24 protein-coding genes are annotated in these 26,660 nt (G+C 59.3%); 11 read left to right on the plus strand and 13 right to left on the minus strand.

Annotation, left to right across the window (positions count from 1 at the left end; translation table 11 throughout):
* Together ACID345_RS18740 and mbfA are read left to right on the plus strand one after the other, a co-directional pair.
* Positions 1-1,227: an SLC13 family permease gene (locus ACID345_RS18740; protein WP_011524423.1), complete on the plus strand. Its 1,227-nt coding sequence runs from the start codon at positions 1-3 to the stop codon at positions 1,225-1,227.
* A gap of 15 nt (positions 1,228-1,242) precedes the next feature.
* Positions 1,243-2,199, plus strand: coding sequence for an iron exporter MbfA (mbfA, locus tag ACID345_RS18745; protein ID WP_011524424.1), 957 nt, complete (start codon positions 1,243-1,245; stop codon positions 2,197-2,199).
* Here mbfA and ACID345_RS18750 read toward each other — a convergent pair.
* On the minus strand, positions 2,196-2,486 hold the full coding sequence (locus ACID345_RS18750; protein WP_041855875.1) for a hypothetical protein: 291 nt from the start codon (positions 2,484-2,486) through the stop codon (positions 2,196-2,198). The genes mbfA and ACID345_RS18750 overlap by 4 nt on opposite strands.
* 389 nt (positions 2,487-2,875) lie before the next feature.
* Here ACID345_RS18750 and ACID345_RS18755 point away from each other — a divergent pair, with 389 nt between their 5' ends.
* Positions 2,876-4,657: a hypothetical protein gene (locus ACID345_RS18755; RefSeq protein ID WP_011524426.1), complete on the plus strand. Its 1,782-nt coding sequence runs from the start codon at positions 2,876-2,878 to the stop codon at positions 4,655-4,657.
* 87 nt (positions 4,658-4,744) lie between these two features.
* On the plus strand, positions 4,745-5,920 hold the full coding sequence (locus ACID345_RS18760; protein WP_049761971.1) for a glycoside hydrolase family 16 protein: 1,176 nt from the start codon (positions 4,745-4,747) through the stop codon (positions 5,918-5,920).
* Here the strand turns inward: ACID345_RS18760 and murC are convergent, their stop codons facing one another.
* The 12 genes from murC to ACID345_RS18815 form a co-directional block, all read right to left on the minus strand.
* Positions 5,921-7,327 (minus strand): UDP-N-acetylmuramate--L-alanine ligase, encoded by a 1,407-nt coding sequence (gene murC, locus ACID345_RS18765; RefSeq protein WP_011524428.1) that lies wholly within the window; start codon positions 7,325-7,327, stop codon positions 5,921-5,923.
* Positions 7,328-7,777: 450 nt separating this feature from the next.
* A complete protein-coding gene (gene murG / locus ACID345_RS18770) occupies positions 7,778-8,863 on the minus strand; it encodes an undecaprenyldiphospho-muramoylpentapeptide beta-N-acetylglucosaminyltransferase (RefSeq protein ID WP_011524429.1) in 1,086 nt (361 codons plus the stop codon).
* Between the two features lies 1 nt (position 8,864).
* Positions 8,865-9,956 carry a putative lipid II flippase FtsW gene (ftsW, locus tag ACID345_RS18775; RefSeq protein WP_011524430.1) on the minus strand — a complete coding sequence of 364 codons (1,092 nt, stop codon included), beginning with the start codon at positions 9,954-9,956 and terminating at the stop codon, positions 8,865-8,867.
* Positions 9,957-11,318: a UDP-N-acetylmuramoyl-L-alanine--D-glutamate ligase gene (murD, locus tag ACID345_RS18780; protein ID WP_011524431.1), complete on the minus strand. Its 1,362-nt coding sequence runs from the start codon at positions 11,316-11,318 to the stop codon at positions 9,957-9,959. It abuts the gene before it with no gap.
* Positions 11,319-11,358: 40 nt separating this feature from the next.
* Positions 11,359-12,498, minus strand: a complete 1,140-nt coding sequence (gene mraY, locus ACID345_RS18785; RefSeq protein WP_011524432.1) for a phospho-N-acetylmuramoyl-pentapeptide-transferase — start codon at positions 12,496-12,498, stop codon at positions 11,359-11,361.
* Positions 12,499-12,616: 118 nt separating this feature from the next.
* Positions 12,617-13,993, minus strand: a complete 1,377-nt coding sequence (gene murF, locus ACID345_RS18790) for a UDP-N-acetylmuramoyl-tripeptide--D-alanyl-D-alanine ligase (RefSeq protein ID WP_011524433.1) — start codon at positions 13,991-13,993, stop codon at positions 12,617-12,619.
* Positions 13,990-15,519 (minus strand): UDP-N-acetylmuramoyl-L-alanyl-D-glutamate--2,6-diaminopimelate ligase, encoded by a 1,530-nt coding sequence (locus ACID345_RS18795; RefSeq protein ID WP_011524434.1) that lies wholly within the window; start codon positions 15,517-15,519, stop codon positions 13,990-13,992. Before ACID345_RS18795 ends, murF begins: the two co-directional genes overlap by 4 nt.
* A gap of 434 nt (positions 15,520-15,953) precedes the next feature.
* Positions 15,954-18,056, minus strand: coding sequence for a penicillin-binding protein (locus tag ACID345_RS18800; protein ID WP_148210173.1), 2,103 nt, complete (start codon positions 18,054-18,056; stop codon positions 15,954-15,956).
* 333 nt (positions 18,057-18,389) lie between these two features.
* Positions 18,390-18,872, minus strand: coding sequence for a cell division protein FtsL (locus ACID345_RS18805; protein WP_011524436.1), 483 nt, complete (start codon positions 18,870-18,872; stop codon positions 18,390-18,392).
* On the minus strand, positions 18,872-19,042 hold the full coding sequence (locus tag ACID345_RS27035; RefSeq protein WP_011524437.1) for a hypothetical protein: 171 nt from the start codon (positions 19,040-19,042) through the stop codon (positions 18,872-18,874). Before ACID345_RS27035 ends, ACID345_RS18805 begins: the two co-directional genes overlap by 1 nt.
* A 155-nt stretch (positions 19,043-19,197) precedes the next feature.
* A complete protein-coding gene (gene rsmH, locus ACID345_RS18810; RefSeq protein ID WP_011524438.1) occupies positions 19,198-20,139 on the minus strand; it encodes a 16S rRNA (cytosine(1402)-N(4))-methyltransferase RsmH in 942 nt (313 codons plus the stop codon).
* A complete protein-coding gene (locus ACID345_RS18815; RefSeq protein WP_011524439.1) occupies positions 20,139-20,582 on the minus strand; it encodes a division/cell wall cluster transcriptional repressor MraZ in 444 nt (147 codons plus the stop codon). The genes rsmH and ACID345_RS18815 overlap by 1 nt, the downstream gene beginning before the upstream one ends.
* A gap of 454 nt (positions 20,583-21,036) precedes the next feature.
* Between ACID345_RS18815 and ACID345_RS18820 the strand changes: the two genes are divergently transcribed.
* The 7 genes from ACID345_RS18820 to ACID345_RS18850 all read left to right on the plus strand — a co-directional run bounded on the left by ACID345_RS18820 (position 21,037) and on the right by ACID345_RS18850 (position 26,660).
* Positions 21,037-21,627 (plus strand): hypothetical protein, encoded by a 591-nt coding sequence (locus ACID345_RS18820; RefSeq protein WP_148210174.1) that lies wholly within the window; start codon positions 21,037-21,039, stop codon positions 21,625-21,627.
* Positions 21,628-21,720: 93 nt separating this feature from the next.
* A complete protein-coding gene (locus ACID345_RS18825) occupies positions 21,721-22,353 on the plus strand; it encodes an FMN-binding negative transcriptional regulator (RefSeq protein ID WP_011524441.1) in 633 nt (210 codons plus the stop codon).
* An 84-nt stretch (positions 22,354-22,437) separates the two neighbouring features.
* Entirely contained in the window at positions 22,438-23,253 is an 816-nt protein-coding gene (locus ACID345_RS18830; protein ID WP_011524442.1) for a hypothetical protein, read from the plus strand.
* Positions 23,254-23,342: 89 nt separating this feature from the next.
* A complete protein-coding gene (locus ACID345_RS18835; RefSeq protein WP_011524443.1) occupies positions 23,343-23,639 on the plus strand; it encodes a DUF2164 domain-containing protein in 297 nt (98 codons plus the stop codon).
* Between the two features lie 29 nt (positions 23,640-23,668).
* Positions 23,669-24,154: a hypothetical protein gene (locus tag ACID345_RS18840; RefSeq protein WP_011524444.1), complete on the plus strand. Its 486-nt coding sequence runs from the start codon at positions 23,669-23,671 to the stop codon at positions 24,152-24,154.
* The gene (locus ACID345_RS18845) at positions 24,151-24,795 is read left to right on the plus strand and encodes a YceH family protein (RefSeq protein WP_011524445.1); all 645 of its coding nucleotides are present in this window, start codon (positions 24,151-24,153) and stop codon (positions 24,793-24,795) included. Before ACID345_RS18840 ends, ACID345_RS18845 begins: the two co-directional genes overlap by 4 nt.
* 104 nt (positions 24,796-24,899) lie before the next feature.
* The gene (locus ACID345_RS18850) at positions 24,900-26,660 is read left to right on the plus strand and encodes a hypothetical protein (RefSeq protein WP_011524446.1); all 1,761 of its coding nucleotides are present in this window, start codon (positions 24,900-24,902) and stop codon (positions 26,658-26,660) included.

Here is a 26,660-nt window from a genome sequence, read left to right on the forward strand (position 1 = left end):
ATGTCGATCGCGCTGACTCACACCCTCGCCTGGGCGATATTCCTGATCAGCTACTTCGTATTCGCCGTGGGGCGACTGCCGGGGACGCGCCTGGATCGCGCGGGGATGGCGTTTATCGGCGCGGTGGGAATGTTTGTCATCGGCGCCCTGAACGCGAAGACCGCGATCGCATCGCTCGACTACGAGACGCTGGTGCTGCTGGCCTCGATGATGGTGCTGGTAGCGGTGCTGCACCTCGAGGGCTTCTTCGAGTGGGTCACACGGCAGATCGTGGCACGACTGGCGCCGGGCCAATTGTTGCCGGGAGTGATTTTTTCGGCGGGCGTATTGTCGGCGTTCCTGGTCAACGATGTCGTGTGCTTATTCATGGCGCCGCTGATTCTGCGGGTGACGAAACAGATGGGACGCAATCCGCTGCCGTTCTTGCTGGCACTGGCGACGGCTTCGAACATCGGAAGTTCCGCGACCATCACCGGCAACCCGCAGAACATTTTGATCGGGTCGGTTTCGCAGATCGGCTACCGCGATTTTCTGTTTCACCTCGGGCCGGTGGCCGTGGTGGGAATGTTTCTGGATTGGGCTGTGATTGCCGTGCTGTGCCGGAAGCAACTGAGCGAGCGATTGCCGATTGAGGCGAACCTCGAGGCGAAGCAGGGATTGGATGGGCTGCTGGCGCCGCTGCTCATCGCGGGCGGGATCATCGCGGCGTTCCTCGGGGGCTTGAATCCAGCGCTGGTGGCGGCGACGGGCGCTGCCGTGCTGCTGCTGTTGCGCTCGCGCTTGCTGGAGAAGATCTATCGCGAGGTGGACTGGGCGTTGCTCGTGCTATTCATCGGGCTGTTCCTCATCATCGGAGCTGCGGAGCAGACAGGCATAGCAGCGACATTGCTGCGCGCGGCGGAATGGATGAACCTGCATAATCTCGGGATCTTCAGCGTTACCGTGACGCTGCTGTCGAACATGGTTAGCAATGTTCCGGCGGTCATGCTGCTGAAGGACCTGGTGAAGCAGTTCCCTAACGCGCATCAATTCTGGCTGGCGTTGGCGATGGCGAGCACGCTGGCGGGTAACCTGACGATCACCGGCTCAATCGCGAACATGATTGTGGTCGAATCGGTCCGGCCACAACTGCGGATTACGTTCAAGGACTACCTCGTGGTCGGCGTTCCCACTACAATCCTTACCATTGCGGTGGGAACGCTGTGGATTGCGTTCTTCGCGCACTAGAAGCCACGAAAAGCTATGCGAAATTTTGAGAGCCTCAATGTACGGGAGATCCTCGCACTCGCCATCACGCTGGAAGAGGAAGACGCGCGCGTCTATGCCGACTTCGCGGACGGGCTAAAAGACACGTTCCCAGCAACGGCAGAAATTTTCGAAGGCATGCGGCAGGAAGAGATTCAGCATCGGCAGAAATTGTTCGAGGCCTACCGGGAGCGCTTCGGCGAGCATATTCCGCTGATCCGTCGCGAAGACGTGCGCGGATTTGTGAAGCGGCGTCCGATCTGGCTGGTGCGTCCGTTGGGTCTCGACGTCGTGCGCAAACAAGCCGCAGCCATGGAAGAGGAAACACGCCGCTTTTATGAGCAGGCAGCCAAGCGGACGAGTGACATTGGCATTCGGCAGTTGCTCGATGAACTGGCGGAGGAAGAAATTTCGCACGAGCATCGCGCGGAAGAACTGCAAGAAGAAAAGTTGCAGCCGGACATCCGCGAGCAAGAGGAACACGCGAAACGACGGCTGTTCATGCTGCAGGTGGTACAGCCGGGACTTGCCGGATTGATGGACGGGTCGGTCTCAACGCTGGCGCCCGTGTTCGCCGCGGCGTTCGCGACACGAAGCAGCTGGGACGCATTTCTGGTTGGAATGGCGGCGTCGATCGGCGCTGGAATCAGCATGGGCTTTGCAGAGGCGTTATCCGATGATGGCAGCCTGACAGGGCGCGGGCATCCGTGGATTCGAGGCTTGATTTGCGGGCTGATGACGACGCTGGGCGGCATCGGGCATACGCTGCCCTATCTGATCAAAAACTTTGGCTTGGCGACGACGGTGGCCGTGATCATCGTAGCGATCGAGCTGATGGTGATTTCGTTTATCCGCCACAAGTACATGGACACACCGTTCGTGTCGGCGGCGTTGCAAGTCGTAGTTGGCGGCGTCCTGGTTTTCCTTACCGGGATCCTGATCGGCAGTTCTTAGTTAGCCGGGATCAATCGCGCTTTCGGCGCCTTGGTCTTGTGCAGGAACGGACGCACGGTCGTACATGTCGTTTCTCGCACCAAAGTGGGGGCGGCATCGTCGTTCCGCTCAAAAAGGTAGACACGCATCTTGAAACAGACATCGTTCCCGGATTGAGAATCCGCGGAGAGATTTCCGATCTGACGGATACTTAAACCCGCGGCATCTGTTTTTTGCGCGGGCTGGATCTGGGGTTGAAGCGGTAAGGTGATCGCGAGAAGAGTGGGGAAAAGCAATGCGCCTATCATGCTGTTGTCGCCTCCGCGCACGTCGGTAGTATAGCCCTATCCTGACAGATCAGATAAACTTGCGTCCCATCTGGAAAGGTTTAGGGGCCGAGTTCCCGGTTTTAATCGTACTTTAACCAATCGCCAGAATCTGCCGAATACTATCTAGGTGAACTTGTGAAGTAAGAACGTTGGGCACTGATCTTCGCCAGACACCAAACGGACGGGGAGAATACCTTGCCGAGTTTGTCGCGAGACAGAAGAGCCAACTTCGGCAGCCCTTCCGGGACCCCGACCATGTGGAATCCGGAGGCGTTCGGAAAAATGGAGAACGGCGGCAGCCGCAAGGACAGGAAGCCCAATTCTCCGAGAATCACAGCTTTACGAAGACTTGTTCGATGGAGAGAGAGATGTTGAAAGCAAAATCTGTGCTCGCGAGCTTGATTTCTGCTGCTGTGCTCGCGACACCTTACGTTTCGCTCGCTCAAAGCACAGCCGGATCAACCACGACCACGAAAAAGAAGAGCACTTCCAAGAAGGGCGCTTCCAGTGTTGAGTCGCAGTTGGATGAACTTAAGCGCCAACTCGACCAGCAAAACCAGCAGATTCAGACCTTGCAACAGCAGTTGCAGCAGCGCGATGCCAACATCCAGCAGATGCAGCAGGGTGTGAGCCAGGCGCAGAGCGCTGCATCGGCGGCACAGCAGGCGGCACAACAGGCAGCGGCTGAGAACCAGCAGAAGCTGCAGTCCGTGCAAAGCGACATGGCAGACCTGAAGACCATCCAGTCGAACTCGGTGACGACGCTGCAGGAGACGCAGAAGCGCATCGTAGACCTGGAAAACCCGACGGCGCTGCACTACAAGGGCATCACACTGACGCCGGGCGGCTTCATCGCGGCCGAAACTTTATGGCGCCAGAACAATGAATCGGCTGACATCATCAGCTCGTTCAACGGCATTCCGTATGACCACTCGCCGAACAGCCAGCTTTCGGAATTCCGCATGACGGGACGGCAGTCGCGTCTCTCGTTGCTGGCTGAAGGCAAGCTGGCCAACGTCAAGATGAGCGGCTACTACGAAATGGATTTCCTCGGCGCCGCACCAACCGCGAACGAGAACCAGTCGAGCAGCTTCAACCCGCGTCAACGCCAGTTGTGGGCGCAGGCCGCATTCAACAATGGTTGGACGATCACGGGCGGCCAGACCTGGAGCTTGTGGAGTTCGAACAAGAAGGGCATCGAGACTCGCCAGGAATGGATCCCGGCGACGATCGACGGAGAGTACGTTGTGGGTTATAGCTTCGCCCGCCTCGCGACTTTCCGTATAACCAAGAACTTCCACAACAAGGCGTGGTGGGCGATCTCGCTGGAAAATCCGGAGATGCTGAACCCATCTTCGCTGACGACTCCGCCGAACGTGTACGGCTTCGGCAACGGGCCGACCGGCGCAGACGGATCGGCGTTGTCGAGCACGAACACCACCTCCACCGACTTCATGCCCGACATCATCACCAAGTTGGCGTTTGAACCCGGCTGGGGCCACTACGAAGTAAAGGCCTTGATGCGCGTGATGCGCGACAAGGTCCCCGGCAACCCGGCGGCCACTCCGGCGACGAGCGACTACGACGACAAGGCGTTCGCGGGCGGCTTCGGCATCAACGGCATCATGCCACTGGTGAAGACCAAGGTCGACCTCATCCTGCAGGCCAACTACGGACGCGGCATCGGACGCTACGCCGATTCGACGAACGTGGAGACGACCTATTACCAGGATGGCGCGATCAATCCCCTGCGCCAAGCACAGGTCCTTGCTGGCCTCGAAACCCATCCGACGACCAAGTTGGATTGGTACTTCTACGGCGGCGATGAGTACGTAGGCCGTTCGTGGTTCCTTGGCAGCGACGGCAAAGCGTATGGTTACGGCTCGCAGATGGCGGACAACACCGGTTGCGAGTTGACCTATGTGGGCACCGCGAAGTGCCAGGCGAACTTCCGCAACCTGCAGGAGTTCACCACGGGCTTCTGGTACCGCTTCTACAAGGGACCTGCCGGCACGATGCAGATGGGCGCCCAGTACGAGTGGATCCACAAGAACACCTGGCACGGAGATGCCACAACCGCACCGCAGCCTGCTGCGCCCGAGGGCACGAACAATATGTTCATGACCTCGTTCCGCTACGTGCTTCCGTAACCGAAACAGAACTCAAACCAGGCGGCCTGGAGAATTCTCCGGGCCGTTTGCTTTTGTATCGCGCTGCCGGGATTTATAGTGCGAGACATGCGCTCCTTGCTTCGCGTTCTCGCAATTCTTCTCTTCTGCCTACCTTCGGCGTTCGCACAGGACTGGGGCTCTCCGGTTTGGCAGGATGAGTTCAACCAAGCGGCTGGGTCACCGCTCGATCCGCAAAAGTGGGTGTTCGATCTCGGGGACCTCAAAGTGAATCACGAGGTCGAAATCTATTGTCCGGGATTTCCATCGCAAAAAGACCAGCTCACGGCACGACGCGCGGAGGCGTTGAAGGAGATCGAGGTCTGCGATCCAAAGGACGGCAATGTCTCCTTCGATGGCGAGCACTTGATTTTGCGCGCGGTAAAACACAGCGGTGTGTGGACTTCAGGGCGAATCAAAACCCAGGGCAAGCAGACGTTTCAGTACGGCCGCATCGAAGCGCGTATGAAGCTGCCGTTTGGCGCGGGAATCTGGCCGGCGTTCTGGGGGCTGGGAGAGAACATCACGAAGGTCGGCTGGCCGGCGTCGGGCGAGATCGACATCATGGAAGACGTGCCGGAGATCGGCGGGCTGGGACCGACACGGATCCGCTCGACAGTGCACGGGCCGGGCTATTCGGGCGAGTACGGAGTGCGCAATGACATCGAGTTCCCAAAAGGCGAGCGCGTAGACAATGGGTTCCATACATACGGCGTGATCTGGTCGCCGAACATGATGCAGTTCTATCTCGACGATCCGAAGAATGTGTTCTTCGTAATGACGCCGCGCGAGCTCGTGCCCGGGAAAGAGTGGGTCTACAACGCACCGTTCTTTCTGATTGCGAATTTGGCAATCGGGAGCGAGAAGTCGTGGTCGGGGGCGACGAACGAGAGCACGCCGAACCCGGCGGATATGCTGATTGATTACGTGCGGGTGTACAAGGCAGCGAAAGTGGAGGGGCCGAAGATCGAGCGAGCTGCTGCCGGCTCAGGACTCGATCTTCCGATCAAGCTGAGTGCGAAGGCGGGCAGCGGACGGATGTACCTCGAATGTTTGAGCGTGGCGCCGGGGGTTTCGTGCGCGACCGAGCCACACGTGGTGGACTTCAGCAGCGGTTCTTCTGCAAGCGCGATTCTGCGGGTGACGGCGCAGAAGACGCCGGTGAAAGAAGCTGACATCGTGCTCAAGATATATACCGTGAGCGGCGAGGAAACCTCGCAGACGTTTCACCTGAAACTGCAGTAGCTACTCGGCTGCGACCTTCTTTGCGCTCAAGCGCTCGAGAATCTGCGGGCCGAGTTGCGAGACGTTGCCCGCGCCAAGGGTGAGAATCATGTCGCCGGGTTCAGCGGCAGTCGCAGCCATGATCGCTGCCACCTGGAACGACTTCGCATAGAACGTGGCGCGGCCTGAGACCTCGGTGATGCGGCGCGCGAGGGCTTCGGTGTTTACGCCTTCGATCGGCTGCTCGCTCGCCGGATAAATATCCAACAGGTAGAGCGAGTCGGCGTCGCCGAAAGACGAAGCGAATTCGTCCATCAGGTCGCGGGTGCGGGTGTAGCGATGCGGCTGGAAAACGACGTGAATGTGCCGGAAACCGCACTGTTTCGCTGCCGCAAGCGTGGCCCTGATTTCGGTAGGGTGATGACCGTAGTCGTCGATGACGCTGATGTCGTTGGCCTTCCCTTTTAACTGGAAGCGGCGATCCACGCCTCGGAACTCCGCAAGCGCAGCACGAATTTTATCGGCAGGAATGTCGAGACCGACGCCGATGGCGATCGCAGCCGTCGCGTTGCGCACGTTGTGCAGACCCGGTACACGCAGCAGAAACTCTCCGAGCGACTTGCCGCGATACTCCACTGAAAAACGATTGAGGAAACCGAGGAGCAATTGCTCCGAGTCGCAAGGCACGCAGCGAATCAGGAAGTCGGATCCTTCGGTCGTGCCATACGTGACGATGCGGCGGCGCACACGCGGCAGAATGGCGCGCAACGGCTCGTTATCGTTGCAGGCGACGACCATCCCATAGAACGGCACGCGGTCCATGAACTCGACGAAGGTGCGCTCCACGTCTTCCATGTCGTGGTAGGTGTCCATGTGCTCGCGGTCGATATTGGTGACCACGGCGTGGATGAACCAGAGCTTAAGGAAGGAGCGGTCGCTCTCGTCGGCTTCGGCAACGAGGTAATGCGACTTGCCGAGGCGGGCGTTGGAGCCCATGGCGTCGACGCGGCCGCCGACGATGACGGTGGGATCGAGTTCGCCGCCGGCAAGAACCGCGGCCACCATCGAGGTCGTTGTCGTCTTGCCATGCATGCCGGCGATGGCGATGCCGTACTTCAAGCGCATCAACTCGGCAAGCATCTCGGCACGCTGAATCACCGGGATGTGGTTCGCGTGCGCCTCGGCGACTTCGGGGTTCCTGGAATCAATGGCCGAACTGGTGACGACGACTTCCGCACCTTCGACATTCGAGGCGCGGTGGCCTTCGAAAACCTTGGCGCCCAATGATTCGAGGCGTTCGGTGACGGCGGAAGGCTTGAGATCGGAGCCGGAGACTTTGTATCCAAGGTTGAGCAGGACTTCGGCGATCCCGCTCATGCCGATGCCGCCGATGCCGACAAAATGAATGCGTTGGAGTTTCGCGAACAAGAAAATTCCTCGGGGAACTCATTGTTTTATCATGAGTGGGAAGGATTGCGCCGGGGTGGGAATGCTCCGCGGCGACAAACACTCAGCGGTTGACTTGGAGCGAAGGGTGCATCAAACTTATAGCGGATCGACGGTGTGCAAAAAACGCGCCGATCCGGTAAGTGCCTGCTATTTGAGCAGCAGGCGAGCCAGCATTACGCGACCAAGGGCAGCCACGAATCGCCAGTCCAGCACGATCGTGATCCGCACCTGGAGCGAGGGCCTGTGAAGGTCCATTGTGCCTCCTAAGCAATCCGGCCTACGCCGTTCTCAGCGGCGTAGGCCGAATGTCTGATGGTTGAGCCATCAGAATCCCGCGCCTGACCGCAATTTGTACTTGTTTAGTGAGGGAAGAATATCGGGAACAACTCGTATCGCTCTGTGAGGTAGCTCACAGGGCTTGGGTCGCCGCTAAACGCGCGCGGCCCGCTTCGTTTTACCTGCCACGCCCACAGCCATCGTAGCGATTTCGGCGGCGGCATTTGGATGCGAGAGCTTGCGCGCAGCGGCGGACATGCCCTCCAGCGATGTGGAATTCCCAAGCAATTCACAGACTTCGCTCACGAGGCGCTCGGCGTTGAGTTCCGATTGCGGGATCAACTTCGCGGCACCGGCATCGACGAGTGCTTCCGCGTTCTTGCGCTGGTGATCGTCGGCGGCGGTGGGCAGTGGAATGAAGATCGCGGGCTTGGCGGCGGCGGTGATTTCAGCGACGGTGCTCGCGCCGGAGCGGCAGATGACGAGATCGGCTTCGGCAAAGGCGCGGGGCATGTCGTCGATGAAGGGCGAGACTTCGGCGGCAACCAGCGGATCGAGATAAGCCCGCGCGACGGTTTCGTATTCCTTCTCGCCGGTCTGGTGCACGATGTGCAGCCCGGGAATGGCGGCGTAGAGCTGCGGCAAGGCTTCGACGATCGCGTTATTGATGGCGCGGGCGCCCTGGCTGCCCCCGAAGACCAACAGATTGCGGCGGCCGTCGGCTCTGCGCTGCGGCAGGTTGAAGAACGCCTGGCGCACGGGCACGCCGGTGACGGTGCACTGGCGGAAGTGCTTGCAGGTTTCCTGAAAATGCACTGCGGCGGCCGCGGCAAACGGCGCAACCAGACGATTGGCAAATCCCGGGTAGATGTTGGGCTCGAAAATGACCGTCGGGACGCGACACAATCGCGCGGCGAGCATCGCGGGGCCAGAAGCGTAGCCGCCCACGCCAATCATGACGTCGGGCTTGAACTCGCGGATGATCCGGCGGCTCTCGAGGATAGCTTTGGGCAGGTCGAACATCGTCTTGATTCGCGTGGAGAAGCTGACGCGGTTCAACGCTCCGACCTTCACAAGTTTGAGAGAGAAGCCGGCGGCAGGCACAAGGCGCGTTTCGATACCGCGCTGGGTACCAATGAAAATGACTTCGGCGCCGTGAACGTTCTTGAGTTCCTGCGCGATGGCGAGCGCAGGAATAACGTGTCCACCGGTGCCGCCACCTGCCAATATCGCCCGCATGTTATTCCGCTTGTTGTGTGATGTTCAAAAGCACGCCGACGCTGGCCAAAGTCATGAAAAGCGATGATCCGCCATACGAGACAAACGGCAGAGGAATGCCCTTAGTGGGGAGCAACCCGAGGACCACGCTCACATTGAAAAATGCCTGCACCACAACCATGGCAGTTATGCCCGTGGCGAGAAGGCGGCCGAAGGTGTCTTCCGTCATGACAGCGGCGCGAATGCCACGATAGAGGAAGATCGCAAACAGCAGCACGACGGTAACGGAGCCGACGAGCCCAAGCTCTTCCGAGGTCACGGCGAAGATGAAATCAGTGTGCGGTTCAGGAAGGTAGAAGAGCTTCTGCTTCCCTTCCATCAGGCCCTGGCCGGTAATGCCGCCGGTGGCAACGGCGATCAGCGACTGGATCATGTGGAAGCCGGTACCCAGCGGATCGGCATTGGGATCAAGGAAGGCGAGCATGCGCTTGCGACGGAACGCCACGCGGAAGAGCAGCCAATACATGGGCAAGATGGCAGCGAGGGCGGCGTAGCCGAAGTACTTCATTTCCATGCCGGCGACGAAGAGCATGGAACTCGCGATGGCGACGCATGCGATGCCGGTACCGAGATCAGGCTGCTTCACGATGATGCCGACGAGCATCAAGGTGACGATCGCGGCCGGCAGCAAGGTATGCTTCCAGTCAGTAATGGTCTTGATGCGCGGCTCGAGCCAGAACGCGAGAAAGAGGATGATCGCGGGCTTGGCGAGTTCCGATGGCTGGAACGACGCGGCGCCGAGGCGGATCCAGCGGTGCGCGCCGTGCGAGCGATCCACGAAAAAGACGGCGATGAGCAGCGCGAGCGTGATGCCGAGCAGGGTGTAAATCAGCGTCTGGTTCTTCCACTTGCGATAGTCGATGTTCATGCAGACGACCATCGCGCCAACGCCGGCCACGGCCCAGACCAATTGGCGCAGGAAGAAGGCGTAGGGCGAGCCGAACTTCTCGCCTGCCATAACGGCCGAGGCGCTGAAGACCATGATCAGCCCGATGAAAACGAGCAGCAGCGTGGAACCGAAGAGCCACTTGTCCACACTGACGCGCTTGGCCATCTACTTCTTCTCCTGCTCTGCCATCTTGCGGACGAGCTCTTTGAAGATGCGTCCGCGATGCTCGTAGCTCTGGAACTGGTCGAAGCTGGCGCAGGCAGGCGCGAGCAGGACAACGTCGCCCTTCACCGCTTTTTGCGACGCAAGCTTCACGGCGTTTTCGAGGGTCTCGGCGTGGACGACTTCCACACCTTTTACTTCGGCTTCGATCTTCGCTGCCGCTGCGCCGATGGTGTACACGGTCTTGGCGCGCTCGTGGAGGAGATCGTTGAGCACGGTGTAGGGGCTGCCTTTGTCTTTGCCGCCGAGGATGAGGTGCACACCCTTGCTGAAGGACTCGAGGGCCTTGATGGTCGCATCCACGTTGGTGGCTTTGGAGTCGTTGTAGTAGTCCACGCCCTTGACGGTGGCGGTGTATTCGAGGCGATGCTCGACGGCTTTGAACTGCGAGACAGCTTTGCGAATCTGCTCGGGCGCAACACTGGCGGCGACGCCTACACAAACTGCGGCGAGAACGTTCTCGACGTTGTGCGCGCCTTTGAGCAGCATGTCGGCAACCGGCATGATCTCGCGCTCGCCTTTGGGATCGCGGAAGTAGATCTTGTCTTCGCGGACGAAGGTGCCGTGCTTCACTTCGTGCTGCCGCGAGAACCAGAGCACCTGCGACTTCACGCGCTTGGCGATCTCAACGCACGGTTCGTTGTCGGCGTTGAGGATGGCGAAGTCGTGCTCGCGCTGATTTTCGAAAATGCGTTCCTTGGCGGCGGCGTACTTCTCGAAGGTCCCGTGGCGATCGAGGTGATCCGGCGTGATGTTGAGGATCGCCGCGATTTCCGGGCGGAAGCGCTCGATGGTCTCCAACTGGAAGCTGGAAATCTCGAGGACGCTCCAAGTGTCGTCATTGGCAAGTTGGGCAAAGCTTATGGCCGGCGTGCCGATGTTGCCGCCGACAAGCGTCTTCTTGCCGCCGGATTGCAGAATGTCGCCGCAGAGAGAGGTCGTGGTCGTCTTGCCGTTGGAGCCGGTGATGGCTATGACGTGACCGGGAACAAACTGGGCCGCGAGTTCGATCTCGCCGATGACGGGAATTCCCTGCTTGCGGGCCTGCTCGAGTTGCGGCTGATCGAACGGAACACCGGGGCTGATGACGATCAAGTCCTGGTCGCGGAAAGTACGCTCGCCGTGATGGCCGGTTTCGACCGTGATGCCTTTGTCGAGAAGGAGCGGAATTTCCTGGCGAAGCTGCGCTTCCGACTTCGAATCCGAAACAGTCACCTTCGCGCCTTGTGCCTGCAAGAACGTTGCCGACGCAATGCCCGACTTCCCTAACCCGACAACCAGTACGCGCTTCCCTCGAACGTCCATCAACTCTTCTCGACCGTCATTTTGCCACGCGGCGCGCGGCTTATCTCAGCTTTAATGTCGTGAGTGCAAACAGTGCAAACACCAGGGATGCAATCCAGAACCGCACGATGATCTTCGACTCCGACCAACCCAGCAGTTCGAAGTGATGATGGAGCGGCGCCATTTTGAAAATACGCTTCTTGCGGAGCTTGTAGGAGCCGACCTGGAGGATGACCGAGAGGGCCTCGAGCACGAAAACTCCGCCGATAAACGGCAACAAAAGCTCCTGCTTGATGATGACCGCCACGGTGCCGATGGCGCCGCCAAGCGCGAGCGAGCCAACGTCTCCCATGAAGACCTCGGCGGGATGCGCGTTATACCAGAGGAAGCCAATCGCGGAGCCGACCATGGCGCCGCAGAAGATGGAGAGTTCGCCGACTTCGGGCATGCGCGAGAGACCGAGGTAGTCGGCGAACTGGGCGTGGCCGCTGACGTAGGTAAGGACGGTGAGCGCGCCGGCGGCGATCACCGTACAGCCGATGGCGAGGCCGTCGAGGCCGTCGGTTAAGTTGACGGCGTTGCTGGAGCCGACCAGAACGATGGCTACAAAGGCGAGGAACGGGATGTAGGCAATGATCCAGATGTGCGGGTAGGTCGCGAGCTTTGAGATCTCAAGGTCCGGGTGGAAACTCTTGATGAACGGGACGATGAGGTGCGTGTTGTAGTGGCCGTGGCGCTGGACTAAGACCAACGAAATCGCCACGAGGATCGCGACCAGGATCTGGAGACCCATCTTGGCGCGGGCGGTCAGGCCAAGGTTTCGGCGGTTCGCGACCTTCAGGTAGTCGTCGGTAAAGCCGATGGCGCCGAAGGCGATCGTAGCGAGCATGGCGATCCAGACGAACTTGTTCGAGAGGTCGGCCCAGAGCAGCGTTGGAACGATGATGGCGATGGTAATGAGAACGCCACCCATGGTCGGCGTACCCGATTTCTTCTGGTGCGACTTCGGCCCTTCTTCGCGGATGTACTGACCGATCTGGAATTCGCGCAGGCGGCGCACCACGGCCGGTCCGATGATCAGTCCCATGAACAACGCAGTGAGGCTGGCAAAAGCCGTGCGAAAGGTCAGGTACCTGAAGATGCGGAAGGGCGTGAAGTTATGAAGTAGAAATGCTTTTTCGTAGAGCAGCCAATAAAGCAATCTTGTCGTGTCCTCGTGGATGCGGTGCCGCCGCACACGCAACTTTCTAAAAGGGTCTTAGGAGTTAGGTCTTGGGAGTTAGGAAAACCGCAAGACGGTTTGCCCAATCACCTAACGCCTAATTCCTAACGCCCTGTTTTTCTTTCCACCTCTCCAGAGCTCGCTCCAACTTCACACCGCGCGAGGCTTTTAACAAAACTGCGTCGCCAGGACGGATGTTTGCTGCCAGCCAGTCACCGGCTTCTTCGGGCGTGGCGACAAATTCAGCCTCGACACCCGCGGATTTCGCGCCTTCCACCATCGCCTGCGCCAAGCCGCGGACGCCGACGAGATGGTCCACAATGCCCTTCATGTGCTTGCCAGAATCGCGGTGCAGGTGCTCGCCTTCGGGGCCGAGTTCCAGCATCTCTCCGGCGATCACAATGCGACGCTGCGCAGGCATTTTCGCCAGCGCATCCACCATGGCATTCAGGGCTTTCGGATTTGAATTGTAGCAATCATTGACCACGGTTGCCCCGGCGATTTCCACCACCTCGCCGCGTTTGTCGGCGGGCTTGAGCGTCTTCAGAGACGCAATCGCGGATTCGATCGCAATGCCGTGGTGCACACCGACGGCGACCGCCGCCAGCGCGTTGTAAACGTTGTGCTCGCCGATAAGCGGCATCTCCGCCGGGTAGCCCTTCTCACGGAAGCGAAGGTCGAATTTCGATCCGGCAGCGCCGAGCATTTCTACGTTTTCGGCACGGAAATCCGCCGCGCGCTTAACGCCGAACATCAGGACGGTGCCGTGGAAGTCGCGGCCGAACTGCGAGACAAATTCATCGTCGGCGTTGAGGACGGCGCAGCCGCCGCGCGGGAGAGCTGCAATCAGCTCGTACTTGGCGCGGGCGATGCCGGCGATGGAGTCGAAATTCTCGAGGTGCACCGGGGCGACGTTCGTCACCACACCGGTGTTCGGTTGGGCCAGCTTGGCGAGCGCGGCGATTTCGCCGGCGTGCGACATGCCCATCTCGATCACGGCGATCTCGTGTTCAGGCTCAACCTTCAGAAGCTGAAGCGGCAGGCCGAAGTGGTTGTTGAGATTGCCTTCGGATTTCAGGACTTTGAGCTTCGAAGCCAGCACGTGCGCGATGCACTCTTTGGTCGTGGTCTTCCCGGCTGAGCCGGTCACGCCGACAACGGGATGATGCCAGAGAGAGCGGACCATCTCCGCCAGGCGATGCAGCGCCAAGAGCGGGTCATCTGCAACCAAAAGGTTGCGTGTGCCGTTAAAACGTGCGGGAAACTCGCGGGAAACCACGGCGGCGACCGCGCCACGATCCAGCGCGGCTTGTACGTAATCATGGCCGTCGAGGCGCTCGCCTTTTACGGCGAAAAACAGCTCTCCGGGCTTAATGGTGCGGGAATCGATGCTGTAGCCGAGGGCCTCGGCACCGGCACGGTAATCGCCTGTGCCATGGATGAATTCCGCTATCCGCCACAGCGCCAACTTCATCCGATATGGCTCCCGTGCAAATGATGGGAGCCTTCGGTTTCTGCGGTGTAACCGGCTGCGTGTAGGGTCTCGAGCGCGACCTGAGCATCGTCGAAGGGGAAGACGCCTTCGCGCGTGGTCTGCGTTTTTTCGTGGCCTTTTCCGGCAAGGATGACGACGTCGCCGAGACGCGCGTTGGCGACGGCAATGCCGATGGCCTTGCGGCGGTCAGGCTCGACGATGAACTTGATCGGTGTCTGCGCGAGGCCGGGCAGGACGTCGTTAATGATAGCCTGCGGATCTTCGCTGCGCGGGTTGTCGGAGGTGAGCACCACGAGGTCGCTGCCTTCGCCCGCGGCTTTCCCCATCAGCGGGCGCTTGGTCTTGTCTCGGTCGCCACCGCACCCGAAGAGCGTGATCACGCGGCCGCCGCCGGCCTGCTGCACGAAGTCGCGCGCAAGTTTGGTGACGTTGCGTAGGGCGTCGTCGGTGTGGGCGTAGTCCACGATCACGGTGAACGGCTGGCCCGCGCTCACGCGCTCAAAGCGGCCCGGCGGCCGCACGATGTGCGTGATCGACTCGGCAAGGCTGTCCAGATGAATGCCGCGTTCCATTGCAGCGGCCGCTGCGGCGAGCAGGTTCAGCACGTTCACCTTGCCGATGAGCGGGCTGAATATCGGGACCCTGCCTTCGGGCGTCACCAGGTCAAAGCGAGTGCCGGTTGACGTCATCTCGGCGTTTTCGGCGTGGAAGTCGCCCGCTGCAAAGCCGTAGGTGTAGACCTTGTCGCAGTGCTTGTTCGCGACTTTCATGAACTTCTCGGCCCACTCGTCGTCACGATTAATGATGCCGACGCGCGGTGGCTCGGTGCCGCAGCCTTTGAACAGCGTTGCCTTCGACTGGAAGTAGCTCTCCATGGTGCCGTGGAAGTCGAGGTGGTCGCGGGTGAGGTTGGTGAACACCGCGACGTCGTAGGGAATGCCGAAGACACGCTCCTGCGCCAGAGCGTGGGACGAGACTTCCATCACGGCTTCGGTGGCGCCTTCATTCAACGCCTCGCGAAAGATCTGGTTCAGTTCCAGCGGTTCGGGCGTTGTGTGCGGCGCGGGGATGACGCGGTCCGCAATGTGATATTCCACGGTGCCGATCATGGCAGTCTTGCGTCCGGCGTGGCGGAGCAGCGAGTCCAGGATGTAGGTCGTGGTCGTCTTGCCATTGGTGCCGGTGACGCCGGTGATGGCCAGCTTTTCCGCCGGATGCTTGTAGAAATTCGCGCTCAGGCGCGAAAGGGCGCGGCGTCCGTGTGCGCAGATGGCCCAAGCCACGCCGGGACGCGGAATCTCGGTGGCGGAGTCGGTGACGATGGCGACGGCGCCGAGTTCGATGGCCTTATCAATGTAGCGATTGCCGTCGGTGGAATCACCGCGCATGGCGAGGAAACAAAAGCCTGGCTTCACTCGCCGCGAGTCGTACTCCACTCCATGGATTCCGGCATTGCCCGAGCAGGACAGAATTTCAGCGCCGTCGATGAGTTGGAAGAAGTCCATGAAAAGTAGATTCTATCGGCTCACGTGATTATGCACGGAACTATTCACGAGGATTCCCAAAACAAGAGGCCTTAAGGCTGCGGTCGATCCTTGAAAGGTTGTATGCGGGTCGAGCTTGTCAGGTCCGCTCGCACACCGCACAAAAAGCCATCAAGCCCAAGGGATCTAATTTCATCAAGCGTAAGTGGCGTCCAACGCGAGGGCTCTGCTGGAGGAATCGCAAACCAAGTCGCCTGGCGATAAAGCTCCGGAGAACATGCCTGCTTTATTTCGGTCGTGCAGCATTCAAACTCGCCGGAATAACCGACAACTCTGCCGTCGCTGAACCTAACGATGTAGAGGTAATCACTCTGCTCGTATCGGTCAACGCCACACGCCATAGCAACGTAATAATCACTCATCACGAACTGCACTCCTACCCTGGAGTGTTTGGATTACCTAGAAAATCGCACCGTAACTCGCTCACCGGGAGCGAGGCGCGTACCCGGCGCGGGCGTTTGTCCGCGGGCGACGCCGGAGCCGATCACGCTGACTTCAAAGCCTTGCTGCTGCGCGGCTTCGATTACGCCGCGCACGGACTTGCCGAGCAACGACGGGACCACCACGCCTTCGACATCGACGGTCATGGGACCGCCGGGAGCGTTCTCCTGCGCGGGTTGCGGGGTTGCGTTCGAAACTGGCGCAGGGAGCATACCGCCTGAAGTTACAGGAGCCGCCGCCAGCGCGGTTGGCATGATCGTTGCGCCCATGTTTGCAGCGGAAGGCTTTGCTTCCTTCGCCACGACCGTCTTGGTATCGGGCTTGCTCGCGTTGGAAGCATCGGCTTCGCTGAAGTCCATGCCCGGACCTTCGCGGTCGAGCGCGCCGCCTTCTTCAAGGTCGGAGTCCTTCACCTTTGCGAGCAGCAACTGACGCTTGGGATCGCCTTTGATTTCGGTATCGTGCGGTACGTTGAGGTACTCAAGAGACTGCTGCATGATGCGGTTGAAGACCGGCGCGGAAACCTGGCCGCCCTGGTGGAGACCTCTTGCGGAGTCGAGGATCACGGCGATCGTCAGCGCGGGACTGTTCACCGGCGCGAAGCCGACGAAGCTGCCGACATAATCGGTCTTCGAGTAGAGATGTGTCTTCGGGTCCACCTTCTGCGCGGTACCGGTCTTACCCGCCGCCGTGTAGCCGTTGAGGATGGCACGGCGCGCGGTGCCTTCCAGTACCACCGATTGCATCATGGAGCGCATTTGCGCGGCGGTCATCGACGAGATAACGCGGCGCTGTTCTTTCGGATGGAAGACGATCTGGCGATATCCGGACGTGGGCGGCGTGACATCGGCCACAATGCGCGGCGGCGTATAGATGCCGTCGTTGGCGATGGACGAGACCATCGAGATAACTTGTAACGGCGTGACGCCGACTTCCTGGCCGATGGACATGGAGCCGATCGAAGAGCCGGACCAGCGCGCCGGAGGCTTGATCAGGCCACGGGTTTCGCCGGGAAGCTCGATGCCTGTCTGTTGGCCGAAGCCGTATTCCTTGATGTGCTTGTAAAACTTGTCGGGACCGAGGCGCAGGCCCATCTTCACGGCACCCACGTCGCTCGATTCCGCATAGGCCTTGGAAACCGGCACTACGCCAACATGGTGCGAGTCGTGAATGCGGATGCCACCGACGACGATGAAGCCCGGATCGCAGCTAATGACTTCGTCGGGATTCGTTAAGTGCTCTTCGATCGCGGATGAATACGTGACCGTCTTGAATACCGAGCCCGGCTCGTAAACGTCGCTCACGGCGTGGTTCTTGAGGTCGGCGGGCGTGATTTCCTTGGTAACGTTGGGATTGAACGTGGGACGGTTCGCCAGCGCGAGGATCTCACCGGTGCGCGGGTTCTGCACCACCACTGTTCCGGCGACGGCGTGCGTGTCCTGCATCGCCTGGTCGAGTTCTTTCTCGGCGATGTACTGGATGTTCTGATCAATCGTCAGGACAACGTTGGCGCCCGGCTCAGGCTGCTTCTCGACGCGGCCGAACCACTTGCGGCGGGCGTCCATGGTGATCATCATGCGGCCCGGGATGCCTTTTAGATCGTCGTCGAACTGAAGCTCGGTGCCGGCGAGGCCGTTGTCGTCGAGACCGACATACCCGAGCACCTGCGCCGCGAGTTCACGTTTCGGGTAATAGCGCTTGGCTTCCTTCTGGAAGTACACGCCGCGCAGATTCAGCGCACGAATGCGATCGCTCTTGTCCTGATCAACTTTGCGGGCGATCCATGCGAATGAGCGCGAAGCCTTCAAGTGATTGAGAACGTCGTCGCTATCGAGATCGAGGACCTTGGCCAGGAGATGGGCGGTGGAAGGCTGGTCGGGAATTTCGCTGGGCACAGCGAAGATCGAATCCACTTGGACCGACATTGCGAGTTCACGGCCGTTGCGGTCGTAGACCACGCCACGCGGCGGATCAACGTTGATGGTGCGTTGCTGCTGACGAGCGGCCTTCTGTACGTACTCGCCGTACTTGAAGACCTGGAGCTGGACGAGCCGCATGCAGACCACACAGGCCCATAAAAAAAGCAGCCCCCCGAGGACGTATAAGCGCTTCTTCGCGTCTCGCGGACCTGCCTGTTTTGCCAAACTACCGCTCCCACCCAAACTCTACAAACACAGCAGGCGGCCCGGGTTATGGCCGCCTAATCACTGCTTAAAACATACCCCAAGTTCTTGGGATAACCAGCGGCTTTGACCGCCAGAATGCAAGAAACCTGTGAATAACCGCAGGGGCTAAAGCCCCATTTATGTCTCTGCCTTTTCGGCACGACTAAAGTCGTGCCCTGATACAAAACCTCGCGGCTTCACAAAACCTTGTGGCTGCACAAAATCCTACGGCGCGGAGATCACCGACACGGTGGTCATCCGTGCCATCACCTCGGACCCAGCCGGAGCCAGGCCGTCGGAATCCAGCCTCTGAACTTGTCCGGCCTGCGGCGGCACCATGCCCATCTGGCGTGCCATTTCGTCAATCCGTTCGGGATCGCGCAGCGAGGCCTGTTCTAACTTGAGCGTGCGGTTGGCTTCGACCACCTGGTCGCAGTTGCCCTTCAACTGTTCGATCTTGTAGCCGTACTCGATCGAGCTGAAGTGCTGCCAGCCGTACATCATGACTAATGCGAACAGCGCCACCAGCGTCACGCCGAAGATCGCCATCTCGCGCCGACGGACGGGGTCCGCCACCTTCACCAGGCGCGAGTTATCGATCGCCTTGGAGAAGAAGATCTCGGGTGTACCAGGACGCACCACCACGCGGGGTGCGGTCGACTGGGGCGACGTCCAAAGGGTCGCCTGTGCTGGGGCCGCTGCTGACATTACGCAACTCCTTGCGAAAGAAACTGCTGCTTGAGTGTGGGGATGTTCCAGATCAGCGTGTAGACACGCGCCTGCGCCAGCTCGTCCTGGAGCATCATCTGCGTTTCGTTCTCACGCTCTGCTTTTTCGACCATGTTGATCAGGTCTTGCACCATATTTCCGTTGTACATGACTTTCTCTCCCATCCGCCGCGCGCTTTCTGGCGCGACGCGCTTGTTACGCCCGAGGCCCTTTACTGCTTTACCGCATCACCTCCGACCGTTATTCACATGTTCCACAGGTTTTTCCACATGAATGTGAATTTCGATTCGGTTTTACCTATCGACTATTTCCGCGCTGCCGCACGTAACTTCGCGCTGCGGCTTCGTGGATTGCGATCGATTTCTTCTTCCGTCGCGGTTACCGGTTTCTTTGTGAGCAGTTCGTACTTGCCTGCGCTCGCGCCGTCTCGCAGCGAGTCCTTCACAATCCGGTCTTCCAACGAATGGAAGCTGATGACGACCAGCCTGCCTCGGGGTACAAGCCTGGAAGGAACTGAAGCCAACAGTTCCTTTAAGTCATCGAGTTCATGGTTTACGAAGATTCGGAGAGCCTGAAAGGTCTTAGTCGCTGGATGAATGCGCCGTTCGGCTTGGTTCATTGGCCGGGCCGCGACCGATATAACTTGTGCTAGATGAGCGGTTGTTCGTATCGGCCGCGCCCGACAAATGGCTCTGGCGATTCTCCGCGACCTCCTTTCCTCACCGAATTCGTAAATCACATCAGCAAGCTCACGCTCGCTGGTGTGGTTTACCACTTGTTCGGCTGTGAGGTCCCCGTGCGGGTTCATCCGCATATCCAAGGGGCCTTCAGCCTGAAAACTGAATCCGCGTCCGGCATCCTGCAGTTGCATGGAGCTGATCCCCAGGTCGGCGAGCACACCATCGAGCGACTTGGAGGCGATGTGTTGCTTCATCTCCGCGAAGCTCGCGTGCAGCAAGGTGATCTGGGGCCAGTCCTCTTTCAGGTCGTCTGGGACCTGCTCGAGGCGCCGGCGCGCCATTTCGAGCGCATTGGTGTCCTTATCGAGGGCAATCAAATGACCCTGTGCGCCGAGGCGTTTTGCGATTTCGTAACTGTGCCCGCCTAAGCCCAAGGTCGCGTCCAGATAAGTTCCACCGCGCCGTATGGCTAGAAAATCGATCGCTTCTTGTGAAAGAACCGAAACGTGACTGAACTGCTCGATGCCACGTTCGCCCCTCGGGGCGCTGTTGTCTTCCGAATCCACTAAATACCCAAGTCGCTAAGAGTCTTCTCATCCTCTGCCGTGAACGGAGCGGACTCAATTTCGTTCTTGAGGTGCTCCGCGTTCCGAACCACGAGGTACTGCAAGAACCCCATTACGGCGACTTCACCCTTGATCTCCGCTGCTTCCCGCAACAACCCCGGGATGGTTACCCGGCCCTGGCCATCCATCTCAACCACCTGGCCGTAATAGTTGCTGACGTTGAGCAACTTCTGTCTCGTCGGATTCAAGCTCGGCAATGCCGCCAGCTTCGCTTCGAACCGTTCCCACTCTTCCATCGGGTAGAGCCTGGCTTCTTTCCCATTGAACGAGGTGACGTAGAACGTCTGGTTCTGGAACTTGTCCTCGATCTCACGCTTAAAGTCGGCAGGGACCTTAAGTCGGCCCTTGTCATCGATCCGCGTTGGGTGATTGCCACGAAACATTTGTCTTGACCCTGAATTACGGGACGCTCAAACTCGCTTACTTGGTTACGTTGGGGGCCGAATGACCGAAACAGCACGATTTGGATCCGGGTTTGCTCGTGTTGTGCGTTCTTAAGGACTCGCTCCACTGGGCTCCACCACGCTCCAAATTTGACCACATCCTATACCTAAATGGTTGTGAGTCAACAGCTTTTTCTGGCTGGAGATGAATCCCTCATGTATTGCCTGCAAAAGCTCAATTAGTGGGTGTTTCCCAATTTGACAACCACAATAGGTAGGGTTAATTGCGGAGGTTCTGCTGTACCAGAATTCCGCGATTGCATATTGACTCGTGCAAATGCGGGCAAAAAAGCCCCAAGTTCCTGTGGAAAAGTGCCGATGGATGGGGTGGAGTGGTGTGGAACGGGAACAGGGAACGAGATGACCTTCTTGTCAGCTCAAGGCAGGTCTTCCGGTGTCTATTTCTCGTATGGAGAACCTAGGGGCTTTCGCGCGGCGGTGGGTTCGGCGGCTATTCCTGGCGCTTGTCGGGGGCACGATCATCACTTCCCTGTTCTACGCGGCGCGCTTCATCAAGGTCGGATTCAGCGTAAAGCTGTTTGGCGATGCGTGGGATTGGGCTCATGCGTTAAGTTCTGCGACGAACCTTGAATGGTTGGAACTGTATCGGCACGGTCTGTTGTATCTAGCAACGTTCAACACGCTGCTGTACGGATTCTGGATCGTGGTTCTGTTCGCTGCCAACGACGTTCGCACTCTGTTGCTCAGGCGGTTCGCGTCGAACCGCATGCGTCGGCGGCTGATCAATTTCTCGGCCACACAAGGGCTCGGCTTGGCACTCTCACTGACGCCGACGCCCGGCGGTGGTATTGCCGCAATCCTTCTGCTGCCAGGTATAGCTGCTTGGTTTAGTTCGTCCGATCAAGAGTCCTCGTTATTGGGGCCATGGGCGTGGGCTGCGCTCACACTTAGCATCAACGCTTTAGTGTGGGCCGCCTTTTACGTGGCGTGTGACGCCGTCAAGAGGCGGCGTGCAACAGCGTAACAGCGCGCAAATCGATCGCTTCTGGGCAGTAGTTCTCGAATCGAGATCTGATATTGAGCAATCCAATTGATCATCTTCTCCTGGAGTTCTCCTTTGTTCATTCGCGAACGCTACGCCGCCTCGCAGGAAGACATCCTCGCCACCATTCGCCAGTATCCTCTTGCTACGCTCGTAAGCCAGGATGCACGGGGTTTCACCGCGAACCATCTGCCGCTGGTGATTGATCCTGCGCGCGGACCGCATGGGACGCTGATTGGGCACTTCACGCGGCAGAACCCACAGCATGCGGCTTTGCGAGCTGATTCGCGGGTGATGGCGGTGTTCAACGGGCCGGCGGGATATGTCTCTTCGAGTTGGTACTCCACCGGGCGCGACATGGCGCCGACGTGGAACTATGCTGCCGTGCATTGCCACGGCACGCTGACGCTGGCATCCAGCGAAGAGCAGACGGTCGCGGCACTGCGCGCGCTACTCAATCATGTTGAGCAGAACATGCCGAATGCTTGGCGCATGGAGGAACTCGGACCCGATGGGCTGGAACGTCGACTGCCGCACATTATCGGGTTCGAGATTGCGATCGAGCGCATTGAAGCGAAGCTGCAGATGAGCCAATATGAGCGGCCCAAGGACACGGCGGAGGCCATCGACGTGTTACGGGCGCAAGGACAGGAAGATCTTGCGGATACGATGCAGCGGTGCAACTTCGGGCAGAAGCATTCGCAGTGATCAAAACAGCTCTGGAATGGCCGTCCAGGGTGCACTAGACTCGGTGTCGGGAATGAAGTGATTAGGCTGCGGAGGGAGAAGTGAGTGAGGCGCGGAACGGTTTTTGCCGTATTGACACTTAGCTGTCTGCTATCTGTTGGCTGTGGCAATTCTGGCGTCCCAAGCGCCCCCTACAGCACCATCAAGAATGGCAACTGGTCGCTTACGGGTACATCGACGGTCACTTCGGGGCTGGTGCTGTCGATCGGCGGAGGCCTTACCCAGTCGGTCGACCTTGTTTCGGGAACGATGCAAGTTTCGTCGTCCAGTTCGAATTGTCCTGGTCTCCTGGCTGCTGCGGTACCGTTTACAGGATCGTTTCGCGGCAATGCGGTGACCCTGAAGTCAGCCAGTTTCGGCGACCAATTCGTAACGGTGAGCGCCGTCGGATCGGGAACCTCACTAACCGGTACCTACTCGGTTGTGGGCGGTTGTGCGGACGGGGACAAGGGTACGATTTCGGCCATCTACCTACCGCCGCTGACGGCGACGTGGAACGGGCCTTTCATGAATCCTGACGGGACACTTATTCCTTTGGACCCCAATCATCCTTCAAAAGGACCCTCAACCGCCACCCTCACGCTCACGCAGTCAGACACAGCAACGAATGGGCAATTCCCGCTCAGTGGATCTTTCGAGGCCCATTTCTGGCTGGACGGCTGCTTCCCTGCAGGAACAATTCCTGGGGCGGACACGTCGGCTTATGTAATGGGAACATCGGTCGTAATCTCATCAAGCGGTGCGGGAGGAGAGGTTCGCTACAAAGGACAACTGGAGCAAACGGAATCGGGGCCGGTCATTCTAGGCAGCATTTCGTCAAACGCAGGGCATTGCGGGACGGTGCTTTTGAAATTGATGTAGCAGGGTGTTAAAACCTGCGGTTGTAGGGTTGTGGCGGTCTCATGCTGGTTCTAAAATCTCGGTCCCGAGAATAATCGGGTGAGAACGGCTTGCGATACGATGTTCGCGTGATGCAGAATTTCGAACTTCCTGAACCGACCCGCACCGACGCCATTGCTTCAATCAAGCGCTACTTCGACGAGAACCTGGAGCCGATTGGCGATCTGCCGGCTGGGTTGTTGCTGAATTTCTTCCTCGAAGAGATTGGACCGGCGATTTACAACCGTGCGGTTCACGATGCGCAGGCGCGGCTCACGCAGCGGGTGGCGGATCTTGATGGAGAACTCTTCACCGACGAGTTCCAGTATTGGCCGCGACATGCGGCGAAGAAGAAGCCGCGCCGCTAAGAGACGGCCGATGTTATTCTGCCCAACAAATGCCTCGCGCGTTTCCGAACCCGTTGCGACTCGTTCTGGTCTGGCTGATCATCGAGTTCGTGGCATGTTCGTTTGTGGTGCTCGCGACCTGGAAGACGTTGCACGACTGCAAGCAAAGCCCTTGCGCGAACGAGGGTAAGGCCATGATCTGGGACGCCCGCAGAGGTTTCGCAGCGGTGATAACAATTACCCTGCTGCAGCCCATCGGCTCGGCATTCATGCTTTCTGCTCTGAGTCCGGGTGAGACTCGCGCCGGGCACTTAGGCAAGGCCGTCCTCGTGGGCGCGCTCTTCGTATTGGTGAGCAGCCTTGTGGGCTGGGCTGTTTACTCCTCGTACGCCCGCCCCGCGCTCTGGTCGCTGGGCAATATCTTCGTTGAAATCTTCGTGACCGTTCCCATCCTGCAGGGTCTGAGCGCGCTCATCGGCGGCATCAGTTGCGGGATGATCGACTGGAAGTTTCGAGGCCAACCCGCACACTCATGACGCTTATCCTCAATCCCGAATCTGCCCGGGTGCTTGGCTGTTTGATCGAGAAAGAAATCACCACGCCGGAGTACTATCCGCTCTCGCTGAATGCGCTTATCAACGCGTGCAACCAGAAGTCAAACCGCGATCCTGCGATGTCGCTCGACGAAGACTCGGTGCGCGTGGCGCTGCGGAACCTGACCGACAAAGGGCTGGCGCGGCATGCACCCTCCGAGGGGCGGGTGCCGAAGTACGAGCACGATGTGAACAACGCGATGCAACTCAGCCGTCGCGAGGTCGCCATCCTCTGCGAGCTGTTGCTGCGGGGGCCGCAGACGCCAGGCGAGTTGCGCGGGCGCGCCGAGCGGATGTACAAGTTCGAAGGAATAGAGGACGTGCACTCGACGCTGCAGCGGCTGATGGAGCGCGATCCGGCGCTCGTTGTTGTGCTTCCCCGCCAGCCCGGGACGAAAGAAGCGCGCTACACGCATACATTGATGCCTGTCGATATGCAGCCGCAGCCGGCGGTCGAAGTATCGCACTCCGTGAGCGGCGGGAATGATGGGCGCATCGCGCAATTGGAAGCGGAAGTGCGGGAATTGCGCGCGGAAATCGAAACTCTAAAAGAACAGGTGAAGTCGCTCACTCCGGTGAACTGATTCCCAGATGTGTTCCCTTCGATCGCTCAGCAGAAATTTGCTCTCGTAATCCGACACTCTCGACTGCCACAATAGGGGCTCATCCTCTGGTCTAGGCGGTTGCCATGCGCAGACTTGTTTCGGCACTCTTCCCTGCAGTTTTCCTCGCGGTCCTTTCCGGTTGTGGCGGTTCATCGAGTTCGCCGACACCCACGCCGAAGCAGTCGATTCAATACGCGGTGAGCCCTTCTTCCATTGACTTGCAGCAGGATGGGACGAAGAGCACCGTTTCGGTCACGGCAACCTGCCAGAACCTCGATACGGTTTCGGCCGACATCACAGGGCTGCCCACGGGCGTAACCGCGAGCGTAACGCAACCGACGTGTTCCACGGCCGGGAGCATTGACTTCACCGTTACGGATGTTGCGAACGCGCGCGCAACGTCCTATACGGTAGTTGTTGGTACTCCGAACGCCGCGAATGTCACGACCGCGAAGCTGGCCATGAACGTCGTTGCGCAGGCCGCGGTGACGCGGACGGCGACAGGCTTGAAGACCGCGTTCATGTCCACCTCGTTCCAACTCGCGGACTGGTCGTACTCGTGGCTGAACGATCATCCGGCGACGATTCCGCCGCTCAACAATCTTGCAGAGCAGCACATCCGCATTCAACTGATCGACGGCGCAGTACCGCAGATCGACGCCGCGAATTGGGATTTCACCAAGGCGGATGCGACCATCCAGCCGCTGCTTGCGGTGGGCGACGATAGTCCTGAGCTGCAGATCGGCACGGTGCCGGCCTTCCTGGGTGACAGCAGTGGCCACTACGTGGAAGCGAACCTGCCGGCATTTGCCGAGTACTGCGCGAACCTGGTGCGCTACTACAACAAGGGCGGCTTCAGCGTGGGCGGCAAGCTCTACAAGTCCTTGAGCAGCACGCCGATCAAGTGGTGGGGGATTTTTAACGAGCCGAACTGGAACAGCGTGACTCCCGCGCAGTACCCCACGATGTACAACGCAGTCGCGGCGTCGATGCTCGCGGTGGATCCCGACATCAAGTTAGTCGGGCTGGAACTGGGCGATGTGACGGGCATGGCGCAGAGCTACATGCCGCCGTTGTTGAGCGGCGTGACACAGCCGATGCATGCACTGGCCAGCCATTACTACAGCACGTGCAACCAGAAAGATTCCGACGTGCAGTTGTTCTCACAGGTGCAGATGTTCCACGACCAGACCGCTTACATCCGGACTACGCTGGATGCAAATGCGCCGACGGCCGGTCTGCCGATCTGGATAACCGAGAACAACGTGAATGCCGACTACGACAAAGGCGGCGGTATTAGCGCCTGTAATGGCGGTGCGTTCACCGAAGATGACCGCGGCACAAGCGCATACTTCGCGGCGTGGCGTCCGTTCGTCTATTCCCAGATGGTGCACGCCGGAGCGGCGGGCATTTGGCATTGGTCGTTTTACGGCGGTGGGCAATACGGCGAGTATGCCGACGACAGCACGCCGTATCTCAGCTACTGGGTGGACTACGAACTTTCGCACCTGCTCGGACAAGAGAGCATGACGGAGGTCAGCAGCAGCGTGACGGAGCCGAGTCGCATCGAGATGTTCGCGGCGAAGGCCGCGGACGGATCCCGCGTGATCATGGTGGTGAACCACGACGTGGCTGCCGATTCCGACAACAACGGGCAGGGCGTGCCGAAAAAAGTGCAACTCGATCTCAGTGGCGCCGGTTCGTTTACAACGGCCACATTGATCGCCGTCGATAAGAGCACCAGCATAGCCACTGGGCCTACGACGACGACGCTCACGCCAACCGCCGGCGTCGTCACGCTGACTTTCCCCGGCTACGGCGTGCAGTTCGTACAGCTCAAATAG

This window comes from Candidatus Koribacter versatilis Ellin345 (assembly GCF_000014005.1).
In the GTDB taxonomy this organism is placed as follows: Bacteria; Acidobacteriota; Terriglobia; order Terriglobales; family Acidobacteriaceae; genus Korobacter; species Korobacter versatilis_A.